Below are 545 nucleotides of genomic sequence, written 5' to 3' on the forward strand. Positions count from 1 at the left end.
CCCAACATCGAGTTCGTTGGCATTAACGACCCCGGCATGACCCCTGACTACATGGCGTATATGCTCCGCTACGACACCGTTCACGGCCGTTTCGACGGCGAGGTGTCCTACGACGACACCAGCATCACCGTCAATGGCCGTAAGGTTATGGTCTACGCCTGCATGAACCCCGCCGAGATTCCCTGGGGCAAAATCGGCGCAGAGTACGTCGTGGAGTCCACCGGCCTGTTCCTGGAAAAGGGCAAGGCTCAGGGCCACATCGATGCCGGTGCCAAGAAGGTTATCATGTCCGCTCCCTCCAAGGATGACACCCCCCTGTTCGTCATGGGTGTCAACAACACATCCTATGATAAGAGCATGAACTTTGTCTCCAACGCCTCCTGCACCACCAACTGCCTGGCCCCCATCGCCAAGGTCTTAAACGACGCTTTTGGCATCAAGGACGGCCTCATGACCACCGTTCACTCCACCACCGCCACCCAGAAGACCGTGGACGGCCCCTCCAAGAAGGATTGGCGCGGTGGCCGTGCCGCTGCCGGCAACAT

The 545-nt window shown here is 59.1% G+C and carries 1 protein-coding gene; it reads left to right on the forward strand.

What is annotated here, in order from left to right; translation table 11 throughout:
• Nucleotides 1-36: 36 nt before the first annotated feature.
• Nucleotides 37-545, forward strand: a 509-nt coding sequence (locus RSB01_RS14090) for a glyceraldehyde 3-phosphate dehydrogenase NAD-binding domain-containing protein (protein ID WP_332625755.1), incomplete at its 3' end; no start/stop codon positions are given.

Source organism: Brevundimonas sp. (assembly GCF_036659295.1).
Lineage (GTDB): Bacteria > Pseudomonadota > Alphaproteobacteria > Caulobacterales > Caulobacteraceae > Brevundimonas.